The 22,075-nt window shown below is 40.9% G+C and carries 23 protein-coding genes; 14 read left to right on the top strand and 9 right to left on the bottom strand.

The window, feature by feature from the left end; all coding sequences use genetic code 11:
• The first annotated feature begins 19 nt into the window (after window positions 1-19).
• Both LVD17_RS01310 and LVD17_RS01305 read left to right on the top strand, forming a co-directional pair.
• Entirely contained in the window at window positions 20-631 is a 612-nt protein-coding gene (locus LVD17_RS01310; protein ID WP_233764229.1) for an HD domain-containing protein, read from the top strand.
• 76 nt (window positions 632-707) lie between these two features.
• Window positions 708-1,328 carry a hypothetical protein gene (locus LVD17_RS01305; protein WP_233764228.1) on the top strand — a complete coding sequence of 207 codons (621 nt, stop codon included), beginning with the start codon at window positions 708-710 and terminating at the stop codon, window positions 1,326-1,328.
• On the opposite strand, the gene LVD17_RS01300 is transcribed toward LVD17_RS01305, so the two are convergent.
• The gene (locus LVD17_RS01300) at window positions 1,323-1,910 is read right to left on the bottom strand and encodes an ureidoglycolate lyase (protein WP_233764220.1); all 588 of its coding nucleotides are present in this window, start codon (window positions 1,908-1,910) and stop codon (window positions 1,323-1,325) included. The two genes, LVD17_RS01305 and LVD17_RS01300, sit on opposite strands and share 6 nt — an antisense overlap.
• Window positions 1,911-2,134: 224 nt before the next feature.
• Between LVD17_RS01300 and LVD17_RS01295 the strand changes: the two genes are divergently transcribed.
• The gene (locus tag LVD17_RS01295; protein WP_233764213.1) at window positions 2,135-2,572 is read left to right on the top strand and encodes a hypothetical protein; all 438 of its coding nucleotides are present in this window, start codon (window positions 2,135-2,137) and stop codon (window positions 2,570-2,572) included.
• A 138-nt stretch (window positions 2,573-2,710) separates the two neighbouring features.
• On the opposite strand, the gene rsmG is transcribed toward LVD17_RS01295, so the two are convergent.
• The 5 genes from rsmG to polX all read right to left on the bottom strand — a co-directional run bounded on the left by rsmG (window position 2,711) and on the right by polX (window position 8,060).
• Window positions 2,711-3,340, bottom strand: coding sequence for a 16S rRNA (guanine(527)-N(7))-methyltransferase RsmG (gene rsmG, locus LVD17_RS01290; RefSeq protein ID WP_233764211.1), 630 nt, complete (start codon window positions 3,338-3,340; stop codon window positions 2,711-2,713).
• Entirely contained in the window at window positions 3,340-3,777 is a 438-nt protein-coding gene (locus tag LVD17_RS01285) for a GNAT family N-acetyltransferase (RefSeq protein ID WP_233764200.1), read from the bottom strand. The genes rsmG and LVD17_RS01285 overlap by 1 nt, the downstream gene beginning before the upstream one ends.
• A 127-nt stretch (window positions 3,778-3,904) precedes the next feature.
• The gene (locus LVD17_RS01280; RefSeq protein ID WP_155173279.1) at window positions 3,905-4,513 is read right to left on the bottom strand and encodes a sigma-70 family RNA polymerase sigma factor; all 609 of its coding nucleotides are present in this window, start codon (window positions 4,511-4,513) and stop codon (window positions 3,905-3,907) included.
• Window positions 4,504-5,610 carry a glycosyltransferase gene (locus LVD17_RS01275; RefSeq protein WP_233764198.1) on the bottom strand — a complete coding sequence of 369 codons (1,107 nt, stop codon included), beginning with the start codon at window positions 5,608-5,610 and terminating at the stop codon, window positions 4,504-4,506. The genes LVD17_RS01280 and LVD17_RS01275 overlap by 10 nt, the downstream gene beginning before the upstream one ends.
• 728 nt (window positions 5,611-6,338) lie before the next feature.
• Window positions 6,339-8,060 carry a DNA polymerase/3'-5' exonuclease PolX gene (gene polX / locus LVD17_RS01270; RefSeq protein ID WP_233764197.1) on the bottom strand — a complete coding sequence of 574 codons (1,722 nt, stop codon included), beginning with the start codon at window positions 8,058-8,060 and terminating at the stop codon, window positions 6,339-6,341.
• 139 nt (window positions 8,061-8,199) lie between these two features.
• Between polX and LVD17_RS01265 the strand changes: the two genes are divergently transcribed.
• The 9 genes from LVD17_RS01265 to LVD17_RS01225 all read left to right on the top strand — a co-directional run bounded on the left by LVD17_RS01265 (window position 8,200) and on the right by LVD17_RS01225 (window position 15,914).
• On the top strand, window positions 8,200-8,604 hold the full coding sequence (locus LVD17_RS01265; RefSeq protein WP_233764196.1) for an EVE domain-containing protein: 405 nt from the start codon (window positions 8,200-8,202) through the stop codon (window positions 8,602-8,604).
• A 57-nt stretch (window positions 8,605-8,661) separates the two neighbouring features.
• Window positions 8,662-10,182, top strand: a complete 1,521-nt coding sequence (locus LVD17_RS01260) for a hypothetical protein (RefSeq protein WP_233764194.1) — start codon at window positions 8,662-8,664, stop codon at window positions 10,180-10,182.
• A complete protein-coding gene (locus LVD17_RS01255) occupies window positions 10,172-11,698 on the top strand; it encodes a hypothetical protein (RefSeq protein WP_233764193.1) in 1,527 nt (508 codons plus the stop codon). Before LVD17_RS01260 ends, LVD17_RS01255 begins: the two co-directional genes overlap by 11 nt.
• 54 nt (window positions 11,699-11,752) lie before the next feature.
• Window positions 11,753-12,073 (top strand): hypothetical protein, encoded by a 321-nt coding sequence (locus LVD17_RS01250; RefSeq protein WP_233764191.1) that lies wholly within the window; start codon window positions 11,753-11,755, stop codon window positions 12,071-12,073.
• A gap of 80 nt (window positions 12,074-12,153) precedes the next feature.
• Window positions 12,154-12,306, top strand: a complete 153-nt coding sequence (locus tag LVD17_RS01245) for a hypothetical protein (protein ID WP_233764189.1) — start codon at window positions 12,154-12,156, stop codon at window positions 12,304-12,306.
• Window positions 12,293-12,697 (top strand): hypothetical protein, encoded by a 405-nt coding sequence (locus tag LVD17_RS01240; RefSeq protein ID WP_233764187.1) that lies wholly within the window; start codon window positions 12,293-12,295, stop codon window positions 12,695-12,697. The genes LVD17_RS01245 and LVD17_RS01240 overlap by 14 nt, the downstream gene beginning before the upstream one ends.
• 43 nt (window positions 12,698-12,740) lie before the next feature.
• Window positions 12,741-13,595 (top strand): hypothetical protein, encoded by an 855-nt coding sequence (locus tag LVD17_RS01235; protein WP_233764186.1) that lies wholly within the window; start codon window positions 12,741-12,743, stop codon window positions 13,593-13,595.
• An 844-nt stretch (window positions 13,596-14,439) separates the two neighbouring features.
• Window positions 14,440-14,988, top strand: coding sequence for a bifunctional pyr operon transcriptional regulator/uracil phosphoribosyltransferase PyrR (pyrR, locus tag LVD17_RS01230; RefSeq protein ID WP_155169255.1), 549 nt, complete (start codon window positions 14,440-14,442; stop codon window positions 14,986-14,988).
• Window positions 14,988-15,914, top strand: a complete 927-nt coding sequence (locus LVD17_RS01225; protein ID WP_233764185.1) for an aspartate carbamoyltransferase catalytic subunit — start codon at window positions 14,988-14,990, stop codon at window positions 15,912-15,914. The genes pyrR and LVD17_RS01225 overlap by 1 nt, the downstream gene beginning before the upstream one ends.
• A gap of 20 nt (window positions 15,915-15,934) precedes the next feature.
• On the opposite strand, the gene LVD17_RS01220 is transcribed toward LVD17_RS01225, so the two are convergent.
• Window positions 15,935-17,266: a carboxypeptidase-like regulatory domain-containing protein gene (locus LVD17_RS01220; protein WP_233764183.1), complete on the bottom strand. Its 1,332-nt coding sequence runs from the start codon at window positions 17,264-17,266 to the stop codon at window positions 15,935-15,937.
• A gap of 140 nt (window positions 17,267-17,406) precedes the next feature.
• Here LVD17_RS01220 and LVD17_RS01215 point away from each other — a divergent pair, with 140 nt between their 5' ends.
• Entirely contained in the window at window positions 17,407-18,777 is a 1,371-nt protein-coding gene (locus LVD17_RS01215) for a cystathionine beta-synthase (RefSeq protein ID WP_233764181.1), read from the top strand.
• 663 nt (window positions 18,778-19,440) lie between these two features.
• On the opposite strand, the gene LVD17_RS01210 is transcribed toward LVD17_RS01215, so the two are convergent.
• The gene (locus tag LVD17_RS01210; RefSeq protein ID WP_233764180.1) at window positions 19,441-19,602 is read right to left on the bottom strand and encodes a DUF1328 domain-containing protein; all 162 of its coding nucleotides are present in this window, start codon (window positions 19,600-19,602) and stop codon (window positions 19,441-19,443) included.
• Window positions 19,603-19,913: 311 nt separating this feature from the next.
• Here LVD17_RS01210 and LVD17_RS01205 point away from each other — a divergent pair, with 311 nt between their 5' ends.
• A complete protein-coding gene (locus tag LVD17_RS01205; RefSeq protein ID WP_233764179.1) occupies window positions 19,914-21,359 on the top strand; it encodes a tetratricopeptide repeat protein in 1,446 nt (481 codons plus the stop codon).
• Window positions 21,360-21,373: 14 nt separating this feature from the next.
• On the opposite strand, the gene LVD17_RS01200 is transcribed toward LVD17_RS01205, so the two are convergent.
• Entirely contained in the window at window positions 21,374-21,964 is a 591-nt protein-coding gene (locus LVD17_RS01200; protein ID WP_233764178.1) for a hypothetical protein, read from the bottom strand.
• Window positions 21,965-22,075: the final 111 nt, after the last annotated feature.

The raw sequence follows: 22,075 nt of genomic DNA, 5'->3' as shown, positions 1-22,075 counted from the left end.
AACTGACACAAAATATAACTTGAAGAAGTTGTTTCAAGGGCAGGTGCGGAGATATACGGACGATGCAGCCCTGCCTGATAGCTTTTGGGTTGAAATCGAAACCAAATACTCCGGCAAACGCCGTTATTACCACAACCTCCATCACCTGGAGAACCTGCTTGAGCAGTTAAGTGAGGTGAAACTATCGATAAAGGATTGGGATGTTACACTATTTGCTCTTTTTTATCATGATCTGGTCTACAACCCGGCCAGGAGAGATAATGAAGAAAAAAGCGCCAGGATGGCCGGTGAAAGGCTGAAAAGTATAAATTTCCCAAAAGATGGAGTTGATAAATGCAGAAACATGATTCTTGCTACCAAAGGTCACGCGGACGCCAGTGACAATGATACCAACCTGTTTACAGATGCTGATCTGTCGATTTTGGGGTGTGCCCATGACCAATACATGGAGTATGCGAGGCAGGTAAGGGAAGAATACCACATCTATCCGGATATGCTCTACAAGCCGGGACGTAAAAAGGTCTTGCAGTATTTTTTGAGTATGGATCGTATTTTTAAAACGAACCATTTCTATGATAAATTTGAAGCTCAGGCACGTGAAAACCTGAGTATTGAACTAAAATCTCTTTAATTAAGAGCCTGAATTTTAAAGAATATTGAAGGAGGTCAAACACCCATTTTTTACGAAATCCGACAGACAGCAAAAATTGTTTGTATGGAAGGCCGGAGCAGTTCTTTTACTATGTATCCTTGGATTATTGGCCATGGTCTTGGCATTTAACTTCTACCTGCTTGCTTTGGTCATCCCCATACTGATAGCAGTAGCAGCTCCTTTTATAGATGTGCCAGTTGGGGTTAAAAGCGGACAACTTACTTACTATTCCCCTTTATTTATCGCATCACAGGAGAGAAAAGGTGAGGTAGTCATTCATGGAGGTACGCTGTTTGATTATTATTTTAACCTGATGACGGTGAAGCCTGCCGGGCGAAAAGCAATAATCCTGTTGAGCTACCTCAAAGGGCTGATTCGGATGGTGGAGAAATATGAGCAGGAGGGCAGGGAGGAGCTGGTGATCAAAGGTACTTCATATATTATCAATGAAAGGACCGCCCAAAAGATGGGGTTCAGGCTGACAAAGACTGATGGTGGTCAGAAGCTGGTGCTGGCTTTAAACTACATCCCCATTCTGATTGCGTATTCCTATGCGAAAGGAAAAATCAGTTTTCCTGATCTTTCCAAAGTAATAACCCTACATGCAACCGTGAAAGAATTAATCGTGCATAAAGAGGCCATGCTTAAACTTATCCAGCGGATGGATCGATTATAGACCCCTTACTTTTTCTAACGGAATAGCAAGAAAAGCTCCCATATCCTCTGCGAAATTCATGTTTACACGATTATCTGTATCACCTTGTTTGTAAAAACTGGCCCTTTCATTCAGAGGAATTATACCTTCATGCCATATTCCCGGGTGGATGTATATGCCTTTGCCCCCGGTAATATGAAAAGCACGAAAGTGTTTTGGCCTGATGTCTTGATGAGGCTCTGCCAGCACAATGATATAATCCTCACCTCTTAAGGGAAAATAAAGTTGCCCGGTATCAGGATATTGACATGCATGCCATAAAAGTGCCTGATCCCTGGTTGGTTCAGCTTCCTCTGCCTCTTCAGGAGCAACTGACCACCCAAGCAAAGCACTATCGTTCTCGGACTCATCTTCGCTGAAAATGGAGTTGCCTTTCCACCAGAAATTAAAAACCGACCCACCTGAATCCGGTTTCTCTGAATACTCCTGATGGTCATCAACCAAAACTCCGAAAGGAGCTATGTTTTCATCGGTCGCTATTTCTATGGGGGTTTCCTGCCATAGAAGCTTACCGGAAATTACAGGTTGCGGGTAGTTAAGCATAGTCGCAATTTTTTAAAATGGACTTACAAGCTCCTGATAAACCTTTTAATTACAAACTTTTTTGTTTTATCGTTTTGTTAAGTTTTGGATTTCAGATGTTTATGACCACGGAGGGACAGTCTCGCGGAGGCTTTCAATTTTTCATTGTATGTTTTGTTGCCGAGAGAGTTTGTTTATTACTATTTTCGCTTCCCCATTTTTTCAAAACCAATAAATAGTAAATTATGAAAGTACATTTTTTAGTTTCCTTAGTTGCTTTAAGTTTATTCGCCTTTTCCTGCTCTGATGACGATGAGTCTGCTTCTGTATCACCCGCCCCTGAGAACCTGACTGCCACTATAATAGAAGGCACATGGCATATAACCTATCTGCTGAAGTCAGATACTGACCTCAGCAGCCATTTTGATGGCTTTAGTCTTACTTTTCATGATAATGGAAACCTTGAAGCTACTAGCGGGACTAAGACCCAGATGGGGAGCTGGACTGCTGAAGATGATGCCGGAGTAGCTGAGCTTGTGATACTGTACACTTCAAAGGACGATTTTGATGAGTTGCTAAGTGAAGATTGGGCGGTAGTGGAAATGACAGACGCCAAGCTTCGCCTGGAGCATGGCGGCGGAAGCAACGGAGAAAAAGATTACCTGACTCTCGAGAAAAATTAAATGGCTTAAATCCTCTTAGTGTTGTTTGCTTTCTGCGCTAGGAGGATTTTCCAGGAGGTGTCCTCACTATGGGAAATGCTTCCCCAGATTTCAGAAGTCTGGTAAAAGATAGCAGCGCCAGATTCCGTTAAAGGATAGCTAGTCTACAGGAACAAAAACAACTTTCTTGGTTTCAAAGAAATCTTCCTCAAAATACGCTGGCAGTTCGTACAACTGATATTTTTTTTTAGCCTCTTTCAGCTCTTCGCGGAGGTCGCCACCTTTAAGATAAAGTATACCATTTGGTAATGGGTTAAAAGATTCGGGTCTGAATTTGTATTTGATCCATTGATAGAAAGGCTTAAGACGTGTTACTGCCCGGCTTACTACAAAATCATACTGATTTTCAATTTGTTCTGCCCTGATTTGCTCTGCTGTCACATTTGTGAGGCCGAGTGATTCGGCCACCCCTTTTACAACTTTTATTTTTTTACCGATAGAATCTATCAGATGAAAACCTGCCTGGGGGAACATGATGGCCAGTGGTATGCCCGGAAAACCGCCTCCCGTACCCACATCCAGAATTTTTGTTCCGGGTTGGAAGGATATTATTTTGGCAATACCCAGCGAGTGAAGCACGTGGCGGGTGTAGAGCTCGTCTATATCCTTGCGCGAGATTACATTAATTTGCTCATTCCAGGTATGGTAGAGGTTATAAAGTGCGCTGAACTGCGATTTTTGCACTGCGGTAAGGTCAGGAAAATATTTAAATATGATATCAGCGTTCATTAAAGCTCTTTTTGAAGGATTATCCGGTTTTCATTAATGTCTGGCCTCTCTTCAATTTCAATGATGTTGAAGCCGCCTTTCATTGCAAATATCAACATTGGTTTTAAATAATTGCGGGTTTTTAGCTTTATCCTTTTATAGCCCCGGGCTTTGGCCCAGCTTTCCTGAGCATTGGCCAGCTGACCGGCCAGGCCAATTTGTCTGTACACTGGGAGTACACCTCCGAACCAGGTGTAGAACGTACTACTATCAAGTTCGTAACCCAGCTTAAAACCGGCATCCTTACCATCAACTGCAGCTTTAAGTGCAAGAAAAGGAACACCCGATAGCCTTTTTTTATATTCGTCTATCGTGTAAGGGTTTTCAAATTCAGGTATTTGCTTTGCTATTGAGATGATATCTTCTATAGAACACTCGTCAATATAAATGTTGTTCATAGCGGCAAATTTTGAATTCACTGTTTCAGTTCAGCGTCCTCGGTTCACTGTTTTATAGGTTACTATTCTTAGTTTACCGTTTTGTTTTAAAAACTGTAAACAAGCGAGCGGTAAACCGTCAACTGCTCTACATATGTTCTTTTTTGTTCTTTACCAGATCGTACATCAGTTCGCGGGCGCGGTGTAGTTGGGCTTTTACTGTTCCAAGCGGTGCGTCAAGCTCAGTGGCTATTTCTTCGTATGACAATTCCTGAAAATAACGTAACCTGACCAGTCTCTGATATTTTGCGGGAAGCTTGGTAACAAACATCTGTATAAGCTCTATCTTCTGGCTTTTGATAGTTTCTTCCTGAGGGTTCAGGTTTTTGTCTTCCACATCGATCTGTACTGCCTCACCATTATCATCAGTAAATGAGGTGTCGAGGCTCATAGTTTCCAGCCGCTTTTTACGAATGAAATCTATGGCATTATTGGTGGCGATCCTAAATAGCCATGTACTGAATGTATAGTCTTTTTTAAACCGGTGCAGGTTTTTAAATGCCTTGGCAAATGCCTCAATAGTAAGATCTTCTGCGTCATCGACATTTCTCACCATTTTGAGGATCATATGATATACAGGCCTCTTGTACCTGTCCATAAGCATGGCAAAAGCCTGCTCGTCACCTTCTTTGACTGCCTGATCTATTAACCGGAAATCTTCTAATGCTTTGTCAGAGAATTGCTTTTTTAACTCCATCGAACCCGTTTTGTAAATAATGCTGTGGCGCCCGTTATCAAATAATAAAAGACAAAAATCAAATCTAAGAATACCAAACCCCAAAAATTAAACTTAACACCTAGTTTTTTACAGATAATATTAAATGTAAGGTAAATCAACAGGGTTCTTATTAAAAAACTTCCTGCCACCAAGTATAGTTCAATACGTAAGAGAAGCAGGATGGTTAAAATTAACCAAAATAATATATGTGTAAACGAAAATGCACCTAAAATGATTTTATCTGTGGTTTTATAATACTTTCCAACTGAAATGTGCCGGATTTTTTGTCTGAAAAAAGCTTTCCAGGTTTTTTTAGGGTGAGAATACACAAGGGCATCTTCTCCGATTGTCACCCTTGTACTTTTACTGATGGCGTGCTGGTTTACAAAAAGGTCATCATCACCGCCAGTTAAGCCCAGGTGTGGATTAAACCCTTTTTTGTTGATGAAAATTGATTTTCTATATGCGAGGTTTCTCCCAACTCCCATGTAAGGCCTTCCTGCCAGCGCCATTCCCAAATATTGCATGGCAGTCCATAACGTTTCAAATCTAATAAAGGTATTCAAAAAGCCTTTAGCTGTGGTGTAGAAGGAAAACCCAAGGTTAAACTGGACATTTTCATCAAAGTTAGCGGCCATGGCGGTTATCCACTGGTCGTTGTTGGGCTCGCAGTCTGCATCCGTGAGTAGTATGCGATCATGTTTGGCTGCTTTAATGCCCAGGGTAAGACCATATTTTTTTGCGTTGAAGTTATCCGGCTTGTGGTTGACCTTTACCATTTTAAGCTTCGGCTCCCGGGTAGTCTCCTCCAGCAACAAGTCATAAGTGCTGTCGTTGGACCGGTCTTCTACCACTATAATTTCATATTCAGGGTACTGCTGAGCGTACAGTTTAGGTAGCAGTTTCCTGAGATTTTCTTCTTCATCATGGGCACATATTACTACCGATATGGGCGGCTGATCGGCGGAAGCTGGTGCATTTTTATATTTTGAAAAGGAAACAAGAAACACTATGAAATAGATAACCTGAATGGTGGCGCAGGCAAAAAATAAGATCAGAAGAATACTAAAAACCATGAAGTGAACGGTAGTTTAAAAAGGAGACAAATATACTGGTAATTTCTGTTTATTAGAAGGGACAACACGGTTTGATTAGGGGAAAGTTTCAGAGATTATCAACACCTGTAACTTTTTGCTAAAGATTATAAAATACCAGATGCAGATGCCCTAATTCGTAATAGTAATTAACGAAATTTTTCCATCTTATGGTCGGTTATACGATGTCATCAAGTCCGGATATTAGACTAAATGCACGGATTTTTCTGATTCATGCTCTCTCTGCTCTGTGACAAACTACTAAATCTTAATAAAACTTAAGTTTTTTGTTAATAATTGAGTGAGATGCCGGCAAAGAAGGGGGTGGAGTTCTACTGCTTGGCGATATTACAACAGTCAGTATATCTGAAAAGTTAAACTTGTTCGCTGTCATTTTCTCTTCTTTGATCTGTCCGGTCTCTGAAAGGTTATTTAACTTGCACTATGTTGTAGAGTATGAGGATATGAGGCTGTCAGGGGACAGCCGCCGGGCAGAGAGGGTGGAATTACTTCAGTTTGGCAGTATTGTAACTGTCTGTATACCAGAACGGTTAAGCTTTAGCAAACTTTCGGAGGTTTAGTAAAGCCGCATTTTAACTTTGCAGTCATTCTCTCTTTCTTGATCTTCTCCGTGTTCTGTCCCCTGCCAGACCATTTAGATTCACTTTAAAGAGAAAACACCAATAGAATTGAAGGAAAGATAGAGTGTACTAAACAGCCATGTTCAATGCCTTTTCCTTTCTGCTTTCAAAATATTTGTTGATTTCCTCCAGGCTCATACTGTTCAGGTTCATCTCTTTGGTCAACCCTCCCTTGCGGCCTATATGCACGCCATAGATCATGTCGTGGTAGCCTTCTTTGGCATGGGCATCAGGGTTAATACTCAGCCTCACGCCTTTACTCAGGGCATAGTCTATCCAGCGCCAGTCGATGTCCAGCCTTCTGGGGTGCGAATTGATCTCTATTACCACATTGTTTTTTGCGCAGGCATCTATAATAGTTTTATGATCTACAGGGTAGCCGTCTCTTTGTAGCAGAAGCCTGCCAGTCATATGTCCCAGGATAGTTGTAAAAGGATTTTCAACTGCCTTTAATACACGCAATGTAGCCTTTTCAATATCCATGCTCATAGCAGAGTGGATGGAGGCCACTATGAAATCAAAACTGGCCAGGGTATCGTTATCATAGTCCAGGCTGCCATCGGGAAGGATGTCGCATTCTATGCCTTTAAAGATCTTAAACGGGGCAAGCTTTTTATTAAGCTCATCTATTTCAGCCTGTTGCTCCTTTACTCTGTTTTCATACAGGCCGTTGGCATAGTAAAATGAAGACTTACTATGGTCGGTTATACCAAGATACTCATAGCCGAGCTCTTTGCAATAAGTAGCCATTTCCTCCAGGCTGTGCTTTCCGTCGCTATAAGTGCAGTGGTTGTGGAGGATTCCTTTCAGGTCGCCCATTTCTACAAGGTTTTCCCTTTGCTCCATTTTTGTGGAATCAAATTCAAACTGCCCTTCACGGAGTTCCGGTGCTATATACTTAAGGTCAGCAAGCTGGTATATCTCCTCTTCCGAGTCCACCTGTCCGGCTTCCCGAACCAGGTCGAGCAGGCACTTTTGCTCTTTTACCATGTGGTAAAGGTGCGTGTGCGATCCGGTGGTAATAAAAAGATCTTTGTGAAAGTTGTTTTTTGAGGTAAACCTGAACCGTACGGGAGTGGCAGTCTCTGTTAGTACGCCACGCCAGGTAAAGGGGCCTGATTGTTTTTGATTATATTCAAGTGCTTCAGTAGCGGAGAGGTATGCTTTAATTTGGGATTCCTGCTCCGAAGCAATTACAAACAGTATCTCTTCAATGATCTCGGTTTTTCTCCTGAACGCCCCGCTTTCAGCAATTTGGACATCAGAGAACTGTTGTTTTATACTTTCCTTCAGGGCATTTACAAAGGGCTCAGCTTCGGCATAAAGCAGCTTTCCGCTGTGCTGTTGCTTAAATAGTATAGCTTCTTTAAGGTTGTTTTGTGTTTTCTCTCCAAAGCCTTTGAGCTTGGCAAGTTTACCTTCTTCAATGGCCTGAAGCAGGGTTTCATTGCTTTCTATCTCCAGGTCTTTCCATAACTGCCGTATTTTCTTCGCGCCAATTCCTTTGAGGGTCAGCAGCTCAATTACGCCTGGAGGTGTTTGCTCCAAATATTTATCCAGAGCTGCAAACGAGCCGGTCTGGTTGATCTCGTCAATGGCCGTGGCTATGGATTTTCCTACACCGTTGATTTTGGAGAGGTCCGCTGCGGTCATACCGGAAAGGTCTCCTTTTTCCCTTTCCAGGTTAAAAATTGCATTGTTGTAGCTTTTTATTTTAAAATCATTCTCACCATGCAGCTCCATCAGAGAGCAGGTTTGTTTTAATAGCCTGATTATATTTTTATTATCCAAAATGTGCCGATTTTTTATATTTTTATAGAAGCCAGCAACCGCTCCTTCAAAAATGGAGGCAGGCAAGCTTATAGATTTTTATAACAGTATTTATTATTATGTAAATTTATAAAAACGTAACAACGAAAAAGAAAATTAGATGAACTATTGGTTAATGAAGTCTGAGCCGGGCACCTATTCATGGGATGATCTTGTAAAGGATAAACAAACTTTTTGGGATGGAGTCAGAAATTACCAGGCCCGGAACAACATGAAAGAGATGAAGGTAGGGGATCTGATACTTTTTTATCATAGTGTAAATGAAAAAAGTGTGCTTGGGATAGCTAAAGTTGTTAAAGAATCTTACCAGGACCCTACAACCGATGATGACAGGTGGGTAGTGGTCGATATTGCTCCCGAACAGGCCTTAAAACGCCCTGTTAAACTGGATGAAATCAAAAATGAGGCAAGACTCAATCAAATGGTCTTGGTCAGGAATTCAAGATTATCGGTGCAGCCGGTCAAAAAAGAAGAGTTTGACATAATCATAGGTATGAGCGAATAACATATGAAGGTATCTTTACTAATTATTTTCTTAACGCTCGGAATTACTTTTTCATCTATGTCCCAGCTGGTTCAAACCAAAAGGTATGAGATGGAGAAGGAGAATACGGACAATTACTTTAACGTGACTTCCGTAGGGGAAAGGGGATTGATGATCTTTAGAGATACCGATGAGTACCGAAGAAATGAAGGTGATGTTTGGGAATTAATTGCACTGGATACAGCACTGGTTGAAAAGTGGAAACAGGAAATGCTGATTGATACCAAACATGTTTTTAAAGGTTTTGAGCAACATAAAGACAGACTGTACCTGCTTTTTAGTGAAAATGATGCTCCCAATAGCAATTATCTGCTCATTACCATAGCAGTTGATGATGGGGAAATAAACCGATATGAAATAAAAAATGAAATCTCCATCGACCTGTCGCATCTAATCGTTGTGAATGATTTTCTTATCCTTGGCGGGTACGTACGGTATAGCCCGACATTGATATCCTATAACTTTGGAGATGACAAGATAGATGTTATCCCCGGCTTCTTTAAAGACCGAAGTGAGATCATAGATCTCAGAGAAAATGATAACGGCACTTTTAATATCCTGACATTGGAAAAGGCTTATGAAGGCTATGACCTCAAGCTGAGGACCTATGCACCCGAAGGAGACATCCTATTTGAAAAGACCATAGAAATGAGCCGGGACTATGACGTAATGGATGGCAGGTGTACGGGCTTTGTAGATGGAAATATTGCTATCTCAGGCACATACGGTAAAACGGTTTCCAGCTATTCGCAGGGAATATATTTTGCGATTGTAAAGCCCGAAGGACAGAAGGATATTGTAAGGTACTATAATTACAGTGAGTTGGAACACTTTTTTGACTACATGGGGCCAAGGCGTTCGGCAAGGATAAAAAGGAAAATAGAGACAAAAATTTCCAGGGGTAAGGAGTTCAGGTACAGCTCAAGGCTTCATATGCATCAGGTTCAGCAGCACGGAGACGGCTACTTGCTGGCTGCCGAGATTTACAACCCTCAGTATGAAAAACTTGGGAGCAGAAGTATATACTCACCATATGCCTATGGCTTTGGTATGGACAATGACTTTTACTCCTCCGCAGCTCGTCAGGATTACGTCAGGCGGCCTGGAAGCTCTTCGCACGTACAGGACGCCAATCATTTCGAATACCTTGAATCGGTGATCCTCAAGTTAAATAGTGCAGGTGAGTTACAATGGGACAACAGTTTTAAGATAGAAGATGTGGAAACCTTCTCGCTTGAACCGGTGGTAGATTTTAGCAGGTCTATGGGTAAGCTCAACCTCGTTTATAAATCGGAAGAAAATATCAATTATAAAATCATCAATCAATCGGAAACAATAACAAAGGCTAAGGAGAAACTCATACTCAATAATGAAGCTGATGTTATAAAAAGTACCTACGACGGTGTGGGTAATGCCCGTCATTGGTACGGAGACTATTTTTACGTTTGGGGTTATCATAAAATACAGAATAAGCTAAACCCTGATGTTGAAAATAGAAGGAGTGTGCTGTTTATCAATAAAATAATGTTTGAAGAGTAGTGCTTTAATATATTGCCTTTGCTTTTACCTGATCCTTGCCGGATCGGCTATTGCACAAATAGCGCAGCCAGAAAGATTTGAGCTGGAGGTAGGCAATGATGTCGGTTTTGTGGTAGCGCCAGCTGCGGAAAGTGGAATTTTTCTTTTCAGAGAAATTGAAAATACATACAGCTCCACCGACAACCTTTGGGAGGTATATCTGCTGGATACTACTTTAAATATTACCTGGCGCAGGGAATATTTCATTAATCCCAACTTTATCAATATCAGTCACCTGTTTATAGATGGTAAGTTGCACCTGTTGTTTTCCAGCAAAAAGCAGGGTGACCGTAGTCTCAGCCTGGTGAGCTTCTCCGCTATATCCGGCGAGGTCAGTAACTACAGCATTAGAAATTTTATACCCTTTGCGTTTTTTGATTTCAAGATGATCAATAATACCGTTATTATCGGGGGATACTTCAATTACCGGCCATTGGTGGTCCTTTACAATCTTGAAGAGCAAATCCCGAGGGTTTTGCCGGGCTTCTTCAATGACAGGGCTCAGTTGATAGAGATGAAGGTTAATGACAATAACACATTTGATATCATCCTCAGTGGGCCAAGTGAAGAAAAGAACACGACCTTATTTATTAATACCTTTGATAAATTCGGTAATCTGCTCAAAAAGATCAGCCTGGACTCGGATCGATCTAAAAGCCTGCTGTTTGGCAGAGCGGAAACCTTGGAAAATCAGAACCAGCTTGTAGCCGGTGTTTATGGCCGCCGGCGTTCAGAGTATTCCCGGGGAGTATTTGTTGCCAATGTTAACCCATACGGCGAGCAAAAGATTAAATACTATAACTATGCTGAGCTTGAGAATTTCTTCAACTACATGAAAGCCCGCAGGGAAAAAAGAGTGATATCCCGGATAGAACGTAAGAAGATCAAAAATAAGAAGATCAAGTTTAACTACCGCCTGCTGGTGCACGAGCTGATCAGTCATGAAGATCAGTACATTCTGCTTGGAGAGGCTTTCTACCCCAAATACAAGACCATAACCGGTAACGGAGGCCTGTTCAGCTCCGGTTGGGCCCTTAACAGAGGGCTGCATAACTCCAGCATAGTTTTCGACGGTTACCGCTACACCCATGCCATTATCCTCGGATTTGACAAACAAGGCAACCTGCTATGGGACAACAGCTTCGAGATCAACGATGTGGTATCATTTGAACTGGAGCAGTTCGTTCATGTCAATGCCTCCGGCGACCGGGTAGATTTGCTTTATGTATTTGAGGACGCGATCCGCTCCAAAACCATCAAAGGCAGCCAGGTGCTAGAAGGAAAAGAAGAAAACAAAGTGAGGCTGAAATATGACTCAGATAAAATCGAAGACAAAAACACAAAGATCAGCGGTCTCAACAAATGGTATGGTGATGTATTCCTCACCTACGGCACCCAAACCATCCAAAACCTCCGCACCGAAGGCGTAGGTCTTAGCAGGAAGGTGTTTTTTGTGAATAAGGTGCTGTTTGAGTGAGGGGTGGGATGTATAATGTTTAAATGTACCGTAGGGTAATGAAATTTTTTTATTATGCTAGATGAAATAAAGCGAAAGTACGGAGAGTTTTCAGATTCTTTAATTTTGAAATTCACGTATGAAGCGAAAGAATCATCCCAAAATCTTGAGGTTATTATTCATTGTATGAATGAGTTGAATAATTACGAGTTCGAGACGGTTAAGCTTTCTTTTGTGAACGTCATTTCATTTCGTTTCATAGAAAATGAAAGAACATCCAGTGTGTTAGTAAATTCAGCATTTTTAGAAAGAAAGAATGGAGTCATTACTTTCGATTTTTCTCCTTCGATTTATAGTAGCTCTGACCTGAGAGAAAATAAAAACTCTGATTTATAGTTAAGTGTAGAGAAGTGTCTTATAAAAAAGAGGGATAATTGTGCTGTCATAATAAATGATCCAGTATTTTGTGCCAAAGCATGATGAAGAATAAAAAAGGAAAATCAGGTTATTTAATTTTGTTAATTATTCCGGTGGTTGTAGGGTTTATGACATTAATGGGAAAATTGGCAAAAGATGTTGATGAGGAGGTTGATAAATTTGGTGTAGAAACTGTTGGTGAATTATTATAATACTACTGGTGAATATTTAAAGGTGAGGTATTGGGTTGATGGAGGTATTCACGTATTTGGGCAAAGAGAACCATTTGCATTTCTTCAAGACGGTGAAGAGTACATTGTGAAGTATATGCATAAAAATCCCAGCTATTTAGTTGTTTATTATGATCGTCCTGTGTTTTCTGAAGGGGTTGAATATCAAACAGTATCTTGTGCTTCTTTAGTTAGGTCTTATGGTGTTGTTGATTTTAGGTATATAGTAAATGATACTGAGTACAGGAGGCGTTCGCCTTATAAAGAGGGGCAATCTCTCCAATCCAATGATTATAGGGTAAAGTTTAGAGTTGATAATCCCAGAATAGGATATCTGGTTGAGAAGGTATCAGCGGAAAATGATGCAATTTAATTGCCTATGAGACTAAACCACTGAGAATTTAATACTTGTGTTATTGAAAAAAATTGAAGGAAATAATTTGATTGGCTATAAAGGTTTGTTGAGTATATGCATAATACTCTTTGGATTTGGCTTAAAAGCAGAGGCGCAGGAAATTGAAAGCTTCAAAACCTTAAAGGTTATAGGGAGTTATGAGGACAAGGTAGAGGTTCAGAAAAGTAGACCCGAGTATTTTATAAATAACTATCAGGTGTTGTCCTCTGGTAAATATAACATCTTTGATAAACAGGTAGACCTTCCTCCCGAAGTTAACTTGATTTTTAAATCTCCGAATGGGGCATATTCTGTTGGATTTTATGAAGGTGAAACACCAGCGAAGTCAATTTATTTTATATTTAACAATGGTACGGTTAAGGAGACGAAGATAAGTGCCTACCCGATAATATCGTTTTCAGAAAATGGAGAATATGTAGCTGTACATAATATCTTTGGTAGAGAGATATACATTTTCAATGAGTTTGGAGAGCTTGTCAAAGAGTATGATTACATCGATAATTTAGTTCATGATAAACAATACCCTCTCCGAAGCGTCTTCGTTTCCGGCGATGGTAAAATTATAGTGCAAACAAAGGATGTATATCTCTTTTCATTAGAAGGGGATATGCTTTGGAAGAAAAGCTCAACCAGCCTATTAGATGTTCAATTTTCACCTGGCAAGGAAAAGATGTTGTTAGTTTCTACAGATAAAGAACGTCATAAAGCGGGGCATTCCAGGTTTAAGCTTGAGGTTTGTAATTTGCTAAATGGAGAGTGCTGTGAGACTATGGAGGATTTGCAAGAAGTGAAATTTAACAAAGAGAATATCCTTATAAAGAAAAATGACAAATATCATGAACTTCGGATTAAGTAAGTATTACAGTTATTAGTAGAGCCTGATAAAACAGACAGTAAACTATTTCAAAGGCAAAGCACCATTACCTAACTTTTGAGATAATACATCAATTCTCCCTGTCGACCAGTTTAAAGAACCTGCTTTCCTTTCTTTCAATTTCGTCTTGGTACAGGAAGGCCAGGTCCCGGTCATCGAAGGTTTTGAAGAATTCATCCCAGGAAATATCTTTTAGGTTTTCTTCTGCATATCCGGGAAAGTTGATTCGGAACAGGCCGGAACCATCTTCATTGTTTTCGGTTCCTTTTACTACTGCGGGCCTCCTTTCACACTCTTCTGCCCATGCTTTGATTTTATTATGATCAGTTGTTGTTTTTGATGCTGATATGATTTTTAATATTTTCGTTTAACTGGTGAACAGAGGCCAAATATTATTCCATGTCGCTTATTTTGTGTATTTGTAATGTTTGAAGCTTTTCGATCAGCACATTGATGCAAATTTTCCACAGAAAAATTAAGCGAAGTAACTGGTAGTTACCAGTGAACCATCTGAACTTCCCTGATTAGAGTTGACCGATGTTGACTAAAACTGTTTACTGTCCAAATTGTGTTTACCGTTGACTATTTAACGTCAAAACACCCCTATAATCCCCTCAAGGGGATAGTAGTCTCGTAGAAATATTCAAAGTTCCAATTCTCTAACATACTGTAGACCACTTCCGACGCCAGTCTTCTGACTTCACGACCTGATCATCCACCAGCAACTAGCAACCAGCAGCTAGCCATCAGCACCCAGCAATAAAAACTCCATCATACCAATTGCCTTTACAATAAACTTTTCTCTATATTTGCATGAGTTTAGGCCATGCAAAAAAAACTAATACTCGACACCCACCTACTGAATATCACAGTCAACAGGCTTTGCCAGCAGCTTATTGAAAATCATGGAAATTTTGAGGATACTGCCATTATTGGCTTGCAGCCCAAAGGCATTTACCTTGCTGAAATGATCCATGATAAGCTGGAAAAAGATACCGGTACCAAAATAGACCTAGGTTATCTGGATACCACATTCTTTAGAGATGATTTCAGGAGGAGAGATACTCCGGTCAAAGCAAACGCTACCAAAGTCCCCTTCATTATTGAAAACAAGAACGTAGTGCTTATTGATGACGTGCTTTATACCGGCAGGTCAGTGCGTGCTGCCATGGATGCGATGATCGCCTTTGGCAGGCCTAAAAAAGTTGAGCTTCTGGTACTGGTAAACCGCAAGTATTCGCGTCAGTTGCCCATTGAGCCTGACTATATAGGCAAAGATGTAAACACCATGGACTTCCAAAAAGTGTTGGTGGAGCTGGAAGCTCAGGGATTTAAGGATAATAAAATCTGGTTGATAAATAAGGAAAGCAAATAATGTCACAATTAAGTCAAAAGCACCTTCTGGGTATTAAAGACATCACTCGGAAAGATATTGAACTTATTTTTGAAACAGCCAGATCATTTAAAGAAGTTATTAACCGCCCCATCAAAAAGGTGCCTTCGCTGCGTGATATTACAATCGCCAACGTATTCTTTGAAAATTCTACACGCACCAGGCTGTCATTTGAGCTGGCAGAAAAAAGGCTTAGCGCCGATGTGATCAATTTCTCATCTTCCAGCAGTTCTGTAAAGAAAGGAGAGACTTTGCTGGATACGGTAAACAACATACTGGCTATGAAAGTGGACATGGTAGTAATGCGGCATAGCAGCCCCGGTGCACCGCACTTCCTGGCCAAGCATATTGATGCCAATATTGTCAATGCAGGGGATGGTACACATGAACACCCTACACAAGCACTGCTCGATACCTACTCCATTATGGAAAAACATGGTTCAGTTGAGGGACTCAAAGTAGCCATCATCGGTGATATTTTACATTCACGGGTAGCTATCTCTAATATATTTGCTCTTCAGAAACTTGGGGCAGAAGTGATGGTTTGCGGGCCAAATACCCTGCTCCCCAAGCACATCGGCTCATTGGGAGTAAAAGTGGAACTCGACGTAAGCAAGGCGCTGCAATGGTGTGACGTGGCCAATATACTTCGCATCCAACTTGAAAGACAGCAGATTAAATATTTTCCTTCCCTTCGTGAGTACTCCCTGTACTATGGAGTGAATAAGCGAATGCTGGATGAACTGGATAAAGAGATCACCATCATGCATCCCGGACCAATTAACCGTGGCGTTGAACTAAATAGCGATGTGGCTGATTCGGAACATTCCATCATTCTGGAGCAGGTTCAAAATGGTGTAGCTGTAAGGATGGCAGTGTTGTATCTGTTAGCCGGAGGTAAGGCTTAAATCGCGCACTTTTCACAAACTTAATAGTCAGCATTCATAAACATCCTGAAGACTTCCCGGTCCTTATACATTTCCTGGTAGCTGTTATATTCTTCCGGCAGAGGTATGATTCGTTTCCCGCTGCTGATGAAAAATTGCCTCGGCAGTGGAGCATCTTCCGAAAGTTTCTCTTCCACATCTGCGGGTATTGGCCTGTCATGCTGATCCCAAAATTCCGGGTTGTAAACAATGTCAGGGTTGATCATCTCTTTGTATACTATCATCCTTTGCTCCTCATTAAATCGGGTGACATCGCTATCCCTGAATTCACCACCTGCAATTTCTATATGCTCTTCGATAGGAGCAGGACCGCTGTTGTACTTTGTGAGTAGCCCCACATTATTGAGGTAATATTTTTCACCTACCTTAACATAGCTTAAATTGAAGTGAGCAGATACATTTTCCATAGCGGGGCAATCTTCATAAAATAAGCGCTCGGCATGCTCTTCCCGGATTTCTAATTTCAGAAGGGCGTAGTCGTCAGCCTTTATATAGGCACTACCACGATAGGTTATCTCATCAGGTTGAGCAGGCGTGAAGCTTATGATGAAAACATCTTGATTGTGATAGCTGGTCAAACTATCGATGGTGAACCTGAACTGATCCCTAAGCTTACTGAAAGGGCCGTTGTACAGGTACTCACTTTTTGCTTTTACCAATTTGTCAATTTCCAGCATGCGCGGCACCGTGTCGTTACATTCAGAGCTGAGATGATACCGCGAACGCCGAATGTTTTTCCATTGAGCCAGGTCATAGGAGAAGAGGACATTCTTACGATTGTAAGCCGGTTGATATCCTGAGATATGAAAAATCCCGTAAGCCTCGGTGTAACCGACATAGGTCTTGTTTTTCCTGATATCTTCTTTGTAGAAGGCGTACAGATAATAAGGATCCTGTCTTAAAAATGTTTTTAAACTCTTTTCTGCACTTCTTATGATTTCCTGGGGAGTTTCAGATTTGGCTTTTACCAATATTTCTTCCAGGACAGTCACCTTTGGCTTAAGTAAAATGTGGCCTTTTTCGCTTTGGGCCAATTCACCTAATGTGGATCCAAAAGGTTCGAAACCGATACTTGAAATAACAATTTTTCTGTCCAGCATGGTAGGGCTTATACTCAGCCTGAACTCGCCGTTGGCATTGGTGCTGAAACCATATTGCTGTTCGGGAAAAGAAACAGTAGCATAAGGTACCGGCTCGTTGGTCTCACTGTTTATTACTGTTCGGGTAACCTCATCGTTTTGAGCAGCAATCGGTTGTGCAATAAGAAGCACCAGAAGTACAGGAAAGTATTTGATGAGTATAAAATACTGCATGAATGCGGCTGGTTTTTAGTATCAAAAAATTAAACGGGTTTGCGCACTAACTTGTTTTAGTTGTGGTTTAAATTACATACGCATTCTTATAAAAACAGCAATTATCTTCCTAATTTTGCAAAAACCTAATATCTGTAACAATGTACTACAATTCACTTATTGAAACCATTGGGAACACTCCCCTGGTTAAGTTAAACCGTCTGGCTAAAGACATTAAGGGAACTGTGCTTGTAAAAGTGGAGTATTTCAACCCTGGAAACTCCATGAAGGACAGGATGGCCCTTAAAATGATAGAGGATGCCGAAAAAGCAGGCATATTAAAGCCCGGAGGAACCATTATCGAAGGTACTTCAGGGAATACCGGAATGGGACTGGCTTTAGTTGCCATTGCCAAGGGGTATAAGTGTATTTTTACATTGGCAGATAAACAGTCGCAGGAGAAAATTGATATTCTTCGGGCTATGGGAGCGGAGGTAATCGTTTGCCCTACTAATGTTGCTCCGGAAGATCCCCGATCCTACTACTCGGTGGCAAAAAAGCTCAATCAGGATATACCCAATTCATTTTACCCCAACCAGTACGACAATATGTCGAATACTGCGGCACATTATGAAACTACTGGCCCTGAGATATGGGATCAGACTGAAGGAAAAATCACACATTATGCCGCAGGAGTTGGTACTGGTGGCTCAATGTGCGGAACAGCAAAATATTTAAAAGAGCAAAATCCGAACGTGGTATCGGTAGGTATAGATACCTATGGTTCTGTATTTCAGAAATATAAGGAAACAGGTGTTTTTGATGAAAATGAAATATATCCTTATATGACAGAAGGAATAGGGGAGGATATACTCCCTAAAAATGTTGATTTCAGCCTTATTGATAACTTTGTTAAAGTAACAGATAAGGATGGAGCCATTATGACACGAAGACTTGCAAGAGAGGAAGGCCTTTTTGTCGGGTGGTCATGCGGGTCTGCCGTGCATGGGGCACTGGAATATGCCAGAGAAAACCTGAAAGAGGATGATATGATGGTGATCATTCTGCCTGATCATGGTACGAGGTATCTGGCTAAAGTTTATAACGATAACTGGATGAAAGATCATGGCTTCCTTGAATCGAGAGATTTTGCCACAGCCAAGGACATCATTACCAGGAAAAATGGCTCGGATAAGCTTTATACCGTAAGCAAATCAGACAAAATAGGGCAGGTAATCAAAATGTTAAACAAAGAAGGGATCGATCAGGTACCTGTCGTGGAAAATAATCACTTTGTAGGAAGTATTTCCACAGCCAAACTGTTGGAGAAGCTTATCGAAGACCCTGAGATCAGAGAAAAAGAGGTAGGGGAAGTGATGGATAACCCTATGCCTTTTGTGGCTATGGACAATACTCTGGATGTGCTCTCATCAATGATAAACAAAGATAATAAGGCTGTTCTGGTTAGAGATCAGGCACATGAAGTACACATTATTACACAACATGATCTGCTGATGGCCATGAGTAACTAACTTTTGGCATAGTACTTGTCTTAGATTTGACAAGGTTGATAACATGTTAATGTAAGTAAGTTTTGGGATAAGGCTCCGCTGAGAAGCGGAGCCTTTCTTTTTTGTTTCTGAATATGCTTTTTGAGGATACTTCCCGAAAATTCCACCTGCACCGTAGAGACCATTTTATATGCTGACTGTCAGCGGACAGACGGGAGAGGGAGAGAGTGGAATTGGTCTGTAGGTTCCGAAGTTGAGCTTTACGAAACCTTAGAGGCTTAGTAAAGCAAGGTATTAAAATTCTGTTTGATTTTGGAATGTTGATAACCTCCGCTCCTGATCACAAATATCATTATCCTCTTCGGCAGTCTTCCTTACGATAGGATCTGCCTAAGTAGATTATGCTTAATGTTCAGCCCGTCGAGAAATTGAGCCGGATATTTCGCAGGCTGCTTATGACGCATGCAATTTAGGTCTCATTCGTATTTTGAGTTTTCAGAATAGATATTTTGATTACAAGAAAGTGAGGGTGAGCAGGTCTGAGGCTATTATTAACCTATTTAAGTAGCAAAAATAATAAAAAGGCTGCTCTCAGTTCCCGGTGCAAAAATTGAGAAGGTATATTTCGACACTGAGAACCGGCTACAGCCTTTTATCTATGGATTACTCTGATCTATGACCACGTCAGCGCCTGACGGCACCGGCCAATAACGAGATAACAAACAATACCAGGAATATGAAAAATAAAATTTTAGCTATCCCTGCTGCTCCTGCTGCTATTCCTCCAAATCCAAAGAGAGCAGCAATCAAAGCAATTATTAAGAATATTACTGTCCATCTAAGCATAATTGAAATTTTGGTTGGTTATGTGGTATATATGGAAAATATTAAGCCAATTCATTGCTTTTTTATTTAAGTATCTGATTGTCAAAACTTTAATAAATTTCTTTTGTTGATTAAAGAAGTCTTGTTGGTTGCCGGTTGAGGATAAGTAAGAATAAATTGGGTAATCAAATACTCAAAAAATTACATTCTCATAAATAGACCGGTTGTTTTAATATTTTTGTATTTTGACTTTAATCATGGTAAAGACTATAAAACACTGCTTATTAGTAAGCTTTCTGTTATCACTTTGCTCTCTTGTTTATTCTCAGAGGGTGAAAATCGATAGTCTTTCCCAGGTGTTGAGTAGTGTTGCAACGGATACTGCCAGGATCGATGTTCTGAATGAGTTGGCATTTGCTTACCTTCATGTTAACCCTGTTGCCTCACGTGACGATGTAGATATTGCATACGAAACAGCTCAAAGACTTACCTATGAAGAAGGGCAGGCGAAATCTCTCAATGTATACGGAGGCCTCGAATGGGCTCTGGGAAATTATAATAAGTCGCTTGAGTATTATCTTCAGGCCCTTCAGATTTATCAGGCTTTAAACGAGGAGTTACTCGCAGCTCAGGTCACTAATAACATAGGTGAGATATATAAAAAGCTTGGAGAAGTTGATAGATCCCTTACTTACTTGCTAAGAGCTATTAAATTGCTGGAAAAATACGGACACCCTGCGTTGGGCTATGTTAACCTGGGCGAGGCGTATCTGATGCTTGACGATTCTGATTCGGCATTATATTATTTTCAAAGGGCCTTGGAAAGCAATAAGGTCGAAAAAAATGTACAATATGAGGCATATGCTTATCACGGTTTGGCTGAGGCTGAATTTGCGCGCAATCATTACGATGCTTCCCTAAACTATGCGAATAAAGCACTCGGGCTTAGAGTTAGTAACAGGGATCATCGTGGGGCCAGCTATACCTATCTGCTTTTGGGTAGAATTTATAATAAACTTAACCAATATGACAGCTCGCTGTACTTTCACAACAGGGCTCTGGCTGAAGCTGGCTCAATTGGAGCGCTGGACATCGAAATGAATGTACTTGAAAGTAAGGCCAGGGCTTTTGCTGCCGGCAATCGGTTCGATAGTGCATATTTAAGCCATATCAAGCATACAAGGATTAAGGATGAGTTATTTACAGAAGAGAAGTCTAATCAGATAGCCCGGATGCAGACCGCCTTTGAAACGGAGTTGTTAAAAAAAGAAAAGGAAGCTGCCGAAATCATGCTTAAACAGCGTAATACAGTTATCATAGCTGTAGTTATGATGTTTATACTGGCCATTGCTGTTGCCTCGGCTTTTTATAAACAACGGAAAATCCAGCAAAACGTAAATCGCCTGCTGGAGTCTAAAAATGAGCAGATTCAGGCTCAGTCCGAGGAAATACAAACCCAGTCGGAGGAGGTCAGGAAGCTCAATCAAAACCTTGAAAAATTAAACCAGGATCTTGAAAATAAGATCAGAGCAAGAACCCAGATACTAAAGGACCAGAACAAACTCCTGGCGGCCTACGCTCATAGCAACGCACACGAGCTAAGGGCGCCCGTAGCCAGTGTTATGGGCCTCGTTAACCTGCTTGAGAAGTCAAACCTCAAAGAAGGTGAACGGGAAATTGTAGATCACCTGATGAAATCAACAGAAGAACTTGATGCAGTGATCAGGGAAATCCGTGAGCGGCTGGAAAGCAATAATGATAGCCTTCTGGACGACTAAGCCTCTCGCTGTTTTCAGATCAAAACCAGTCGTTTTTTAGGTATAGGCTCCATTAGTTCCGGAGGAGGTCCGAAGTGGCGGTTAACAAAGCCATCAAGTTCGTCCAATGTCTTTTCTGACAGCAGGTTGGCAATTTCATCCAGAGCCTGGCCACTGATGAGATAAGGCATCTGTACCATTTGCAAATGTTTGCCATTGCAGTGGGCGTAGATCTGAAATTCGCTGAGTTCAGTTTTGGCAGACCCCTTCACCATACATTCACTTATCCATGCACCGGGATCATCAGGGTTTGCCTGCATCGTATCCATCCGCTGGCCAACGTCTACATTTTCTGCGAAATACTTTTCAATACTTTTCATCGATTCTTTTGAGATACGCTTGCGCATTTTTTCAGCACAGGCAGAGCATATAGCATATTCAAATATTACATCAAACGCCTTGTAGCCAGGGTATTTCTTTATGGCTTTTTCTATGAAATACTCGGTGCCTTCATCCAAAAGAAATTTATCACATTCTATGCACCTTTCAAAAAGCCCCTGCTTCGAAAAGGAGTGAAAATCTTTTGGTATTTCAATTTTAGGTGGGGTGGTGTTTTCCTCTTTCACGATGCTTTTACTTTCAACTAACTATGTAAAATTAAAGTATTTAAAAGTTTATCAACAAACATTGGTAACCTTATTTAGCAGATGCTGTCTTTAATTCTGAAAATATACCGG

The organism is Fulvivirga ulvae (assembly GCF_021389975.1).
Lineage (GTDB): Bacteria > Bacteroidota > Bacteroidia > Cytophagales > Cyclobacteriaceae > Fulvivirga > Fulvivirga ulvae.
The sequence above is the reverse complement of the archived record's forward strand: the minus strand, read 5'-3'. Positions and strand labels throughout refer to the sequence as shown.